At 65.6% G+C, this 5,569-nt stretch carries 5 protein-coding genes; 3 read left to right on the top strand and 2 right to left on the bottom strand.

What is annotated here, in order from left to right:
• On the top strand, window positions 1–428 hold a 428-nt coding region (locus GPT33_RS16820), incomplete at its 5' end, for a class I SAM-dependent methyltransferase (protein ID WP_296811264.1).
• 122 nt (window positions 429–550) lie between these two features.
• Entirely contained in the window at window positions 551–1,210 is a 660-nt protein-coding gene (locus GPT33_RS16815; RefSeq protein WP_296811261.1) for an EF-hand domain-containing protein, read from the top strand.
• 26 nt (window positions 1,211–1,236) lie between these two features.
• Here GPT33_RS16815 and GPT33_RS16810 read toward each other — a convergent pair whose 3' ends face one another.
• Together GPT33_RS16810 and GPT33_RS16805 are read right to left on the bottom strand one after the other, a co-directional pair.
• Window positions 1,237–2,400, bottom strand: a complete 1,164-nt coding sequence (locus GPT33_RS16810) for a Fic family protein (protein ID WP_296811258.1) — start codon at window positions 2,398–2,400, stop codon at window positions 1,237–1,239.
• 216 nt (window positions 2,401–2,616) lie between these two features.
• On the bottom strand, window positions 2,617–3,672 hold the full coding sequence (locus GPT33_RS16805; protein WP_296811255.1) for an alpha/beta fold hydrolase: 1,056 nt from the start codon (window positions 3,670–3,672) through the stop codon (window positions 2,617–2,619).
• A gap of 46 nt (window positions 3,673–3,718) precedes the next feature.
• Between GPT33_RS16805 and speA the strand changes: the two genes are divergently transcribed.
• Window positions 3,719–5,569 (top strand): biosynthetic arginine decarboxylase (gene speA, locus GPT33_RS16800; RefSeq protein WP_296811251.1); only part of this gene is annotated, 1,851 nt, incomplete at its 3' end.

Here is a 5,569-nt window from a genome sequence, read left to right as displayed (position 1 = left end):
CGGAGGCAGTCGGTCCGACCGGACAGGTCTTCGCGGTGGATATCTCGGAGAGCTTCATTACGGCGATCGCGGCTCGCGCGGCGCAGGCGGGCTTCGGCAATGTGCTCCCGGTCCTCAGTCAGCAGAAGAGCACCGACCTACCGCCCGATAGCGTGGATCTGGTGTTCATCGCCGACACCTACCACCACTTCGAGTATCCGCGCTCGATGCTCGACTCGATCCGCCGGGCACTGGTGCCCGGCGGAATACTGGCGATCATCGATTTCAGACGCGAACCGGGGGTCAGCAGTCGCTGGATCCTGGGGCACGTGAGGGCAGGGCGAGAGGAGGTGATTCGGGAGGTCGAGCAGGCCGGTTTCAAACTGATCGACGAGCCGATCAAGCTGCGCGGAAATTATTTCGTGCGTTTTCGAAAGGTTGACGCCTGACGACCGGCACCGCTCCGATTTCACACTCTCTGCATCTTCAGGTGCTTCAATAGGGGATAGAGGTGAGCGGGTCACGCCGAGATCGGCACCGACCTTCACCCGATCGCACCACGGAGGTATCCATGAAGACGACGATGCGTAGATCCATCATAGCAGCAGCGGTCGCGGCGGCCTTCGCCGCACCCTTAGCCCTCGCCCAGCAACCCGCGCCGCCGCGCGGCCCCATGACCTTCTCGGCGTTCGATCTCGACGGAGACGGGATCGTGATCGAGCAGGAGTTCGACACCGCGCGGGCTCAACGGATGGCCGAGCGTGCGGCTCAGGGAGCACCGATGCGGGGGGCGGCCAACGCCCCGGCCTTTTCGGACTTCGACCTGAACGGCGACGGGCAGATGACGCCGGAGGAGTTTGCAACGGTGCAGCAATCCCGAATGCAGGGACGGCCCGGTGGGGGTATGGGACCGGGCGGCGGCATGGGACCCGGCGCCGGTATGGGACCAGGCGGAGGAATGGGAATGGGACCTGGAGCGGGCATGGGTCGAAATATGCCTGCCTTCGCCGAATTCGACTTGAACGGCGACGGCGCTTTGACCGAGCAGGAATTCTACGAGGCGCGGGCCAATCGCATCAAAGAGCGCTCGCAACAAGGCTACCCGATGCGAAACCTCGCGAACGCACCATCGTTCGAGGCGATCGATCTGAACGGCGACGGGCGAATCACACCCGACGAATTCACGGCGGGTCAGGCGCAGCATCTCCAACAGAATATGCGAGCGCCCTGAGTCGCCATCGGGCCGGACGATCACCCTCAATGCCGGTCCGGGAAGAGGCCGGGCATCCAGCGGGGTGCGAGGGCGGCGGGGAAAGCGAGTCTCAGGGGGGCGCGGGTGCTTTCTGATGCGAGGACCTCGCGGTCAAGCAGGGCGGAGGTGATCCGGCGTGCTTGACGGTCTCCGACCCCGAGGTGTCCGGCAACATCGCCGCGCGGCAGCTCGCCTCGGTAGAGGACCGCCTCCAAAAGGGCTCCCGACCGTGCGGGCAGGCGTTCGGCACGGATCTCGTCTTCCGCCCAAGTCCGAATGCGCTGCCGAAGTCGCTCGGGCTGAACCAATCCCTCCATGAAGTCGACTTGGTTGATGCAGACCCGGAGGAAGAAGGCCGTGAAGTCAACGAGGGCCTCCTCGCTGAGATGTCCGCGCCCGTCGAGATCGTTGCGGCGCGGAAGATCGCAGTTGGCAAGCAGTGACTTGTAGGTGCCTTCGTTGCGGGCCAATCCGCGGGCAACGGACCAGAGACCGCCGGTTTCCAGGGTCCGACGCAGAACGGCGTAGGACATCAGGCGCGCAACCCGACCGTTCCCGTCCAGCAACGGGTGTATCCACAAGAGTCTGTGGTGCGCCGTCGCCGCGGCCAGGATGGCGCCCGTTGTTCCCTGGTTGGCATAGGCGTCCTCGAACCGGGCGAGGAAGCGGGGGACGGCGCCCGGACTGACGGCGATATGGCGGCCGACACGAACGTCACGAGTGCGTAACGCACCCGGCACGACCCGCATGCGTGCCTTGGTCTCAGGCTCAATGACCCAAAGGAGTTCATCCGGAAGCCGCTCGCCGAACCGCTTGCTCAGCTCGCACAACCCGGCGACCGTAAAGGCACGATCATCGAGCCCGCCCGCGTCGATCCATGCCTGCACGGCGATATGGGCTTGCGCTTCGAGCTGGAGGTTACGTTTCTCCGGATCGCCGCTGTAGTCACCCTTGCGCGCGCGCTCGATGTCGACCGGATGAGTGTCGTGCCCCTCGATCAGGTTGCTGTAGTAACAGTTCATCGACCGCACGAGATCGGCCAAGGCGCTGACGATGCCGGACGGTAGGCTCCGACGCAGGCCGGCTGACTTCGCTGCCAGCTCAATGGCAAGGTCGGTCAAAGCGGCACGTTGCCTCGCACCTTCGCCGATGAGGAGTGGCTCCATCATGCCGACGGATTCCCCGCGGTCTAGGTCTGGCTCCGCGTCGGCCGTAATGTCCGATGGAATGTCCGCCGGGATGTCCGCTTTTTGTTCCGGTGGTTTGGCCGTCATTTCATCATCCTAGCATTGGGTTGGGGCATCTCGTACCGGCCGCGTGACGTCAGCGGTGTCCGGTTTGAAGGCCGCATCGCGAAGAGCAGACCGCGTGACAACACCGGAGGTTCATCGCCCGGACCACTCTTCAAGGATGGCAACGATGTGCGGGATGGCCTCCGGCTCGGGATCGTTCGGGAACAGGCGCGCAAGCATCCCGCGATGTGAGGCTCTTACAAGAACCGGCGAAGGAGCGCCGGGGATCCGCAGCGAAGCGAGGGGGACGACGCCGTCGCCCAAACCCTCGCCGAGGCTCGACCACCAGTCATCGAGCGCTTCGGCAAGATCGAGCGACCCGAGCTCGGCGGAGATGGCATGGAGACTCGAGGCCATCGACTCGGGTAGCTCGGTGAGAAGACCGCCGATCAGACGGACGGGAACAGATTCGGGCCAGGGCCGTCCGTTTAGATCCTCTAGAAAGGCGCTGCCGGGACGCAGATCGATCTTGGCCTCGCCGATGCCGTCGCGCAGTCCGGCGAAGAGCGAGAAACGTCGCTCCGGTCCGGCGGCCAGATGGTCGCGCAGCTCCAGCCAGATACGCAGACGCGCCCATTCCGAGCCCTGATTGGGTGTGCCGACCAGGATCACACCACGCACGGCGGCGCCCTCGACTCGCGCGGGCGCGCCCACAGGGCTTCGCCAGCGGGTAACGAAGTCGCGGATGATCAGCCCGCCCATGCTGTGCCCGATCAAGACGACCGGCCGGTCCGCCGGAAGCTCAAGCCACTGCGCGGCGAGGAGGTCGGTGCTGCGGTCGACACCTTGGTCGTTGGGATAACGGAATTCCCAGACTTCGAAACCGGCAGAACCGAGCACGGGGATGAGGTCGTCCCAGATGTCGCCGGGCTCGTCGAGCCCATGGATCAGCAGGACCCGCGGCAGGATGGGCTCGGCCCCGTCCGGGACGACCTGGATGCGCGGGATGAGACCATGCCAGCCGTCCACCGGCGCCATCGCCTGCGGAAACCACTCGTCGAGCTTGTCATGAACAAGTACCCGCAGGCGCCGCTCTTCGCGCGGATGCCCCTCGGCCCACCAGGTCCAGACCGCGACCGCAAGCAGAAGACCGATCGGGATCAGGAGCAGCGCCAAGCGACGGCGGAACCGCACGGATTTCGCAATCATGCCTTACCATCCTCCTATCGACATCACCGAACGAGACCTCCTCGCAATGGACCAAGGTGTGAAGCGCTGCAATCAAATCTATGCCATCGACCGCTGGGGCGAGGGCTATTTCGGGATCAACCCCGCAGGTCATCTCTATGCGCGACCGAACCCGAACGGCGCAACCGAGGTCGATCTGGCCCTCTTGGCCGAGCAGCTCGACACCGAGGGCCTGTCGCTGCCGGTGCTGGTGCGCTTCAACGACATCCTGCGCCATCGCGTCGAGTCGCTTCACCAGGCCTTCGTGGATGCGAGCGCGGCGAGCGGTTACAGCGGTCGCTACCAACCCGTCTATCCGATCAAGGTCAACCAGCAAGCCGGCGTGGTGCGCGAGATCCTGCGCTCCGGTCACGCGGGCCTTGAGGCCGGCAGCAAACCCGAGCTGATGGCGGTGCTGGCACTCTCGCCGCCCGAGGGTCTGGTGGTCTGCAACGGCTACAAGGACCGCGAGTATATCCGGCTCGCCCTGATCGGGAGACGGTTGGGTCTGCGGGTGCAGATCGTGATCGAGAAGCCGTCCGAGGTGGGGCTCATCCTGGAAGAAGCCGAGCGGCTCGGCGTGGAGCCCCTGCTCGGCGTACGGGCGCGGCTCGCCGCCGCGGCGGCGGGGAACTGGCAGAGCAGCGGCGGAGAAAAGGCCAAGTTCGGACTCTCGGCCAACCAGATTCTGGAGCTGGTCCGCACGCTCGAGTCCGCCGGGCGGCTGCATTGGCTCAATCTGCTGCATGCGCACCTGGGCTCTCAGATCCCGAATCTTCAGGACATCCGCTCCGGTGTCGCGGAGCTGGTTCGCTTCTATGCCGAGCTGCGCCGCCTGGGTGCGCCGATCGCGATCCTGGATGTCGGCGGCGGGCTGGGTGTCGACTACGAGGGGACCCGCACGCGCAACTACTGCTCGGTCAACTACAGCTTCGCAGGTTACGCGAGCGCCATCGTCGAGAGTGTCGCGACCGAGTGTCGGCAACGGGGCCTGCCCGAGCCTGACCTGCTGAGCGAATCGGGTCGCGCGCTCACCGCGCATCACGCTGTCCTCATCACCAACGTGATCGATCGCGAGGAGGCCGGCGGCCAAGGAGTCCTGCCCAAGTCCGACGAAGGGGATCCGCTGCTCGATGCGCTGGCCGGACAGCTTCGCGCCGCGGACCAGGCGCCGCCGCAGGAGGTCTATTCCGAGGCGCGCGAGCTGATGGCGGCCGCACGGGAGCGCTTTGCGGCGGATCGACTCGACCTCACCGGACGGGCCCGCGCGGAGGAGCTCTTCTTCGCCATCTGTCGGCGCCTGGCCGGACGGCTCGACCCGGCGATCCGACGCCACCGCGAGCTGGCCGACGAGGTCAATGCACTGCTCGCCGACAAGCTCTTCTGCAACTTCTCCTTGTTCCAGTCGATGCCGGACGTCTGGGCGCTCGATCAGATCTTCCCCATCGTGCCGATCCAGCGTCTCGACGAGCTGCCGAACGCCCGGGCGATGGTGCATGATCTGACCTGCGATTCGGACGGCTGTATCGACCACTATGTCGACGAGGGCGGCGTGGAGGCGAGTCTGCCGGTGCATGCCGGCGCCGGCTCGGGGGCACCCTATCTGATCGGTTTTTTCATGGTCGGTGCCTATCAGGAGATCCTCGGCGACATCCACAACCTCTTCGGCGACACGGATGCGGTGAATGTCGAGCTGGATGCGAGCGCGCCGGGCGGCTACCGTCTGCTCGACGCCGAGCGCGGCGACTCGACCGACGAGCTGCTGAGCTATGTCCATTTCGAGCCACGCACCCTGCTCGCGCACTATCGACGCAAGCTGGATGCCGCCGGTCTGGACCGGCCGACCCGCGAGCAATTCTTCGTCGAGCTCAAGGCCGGG

The sequence above is a fragment of the Thiocapsa sp. genome (genome assembly GCF_011390875.1).
GTDB lineage: Bacteria > Pseudomonadota > Gammaproteobacteria > Chromatiales > Chromatiaceae > Thiocapsa.
This window is presented reverse-complemented; position numbering and strand designations above follow the sequence as displayed.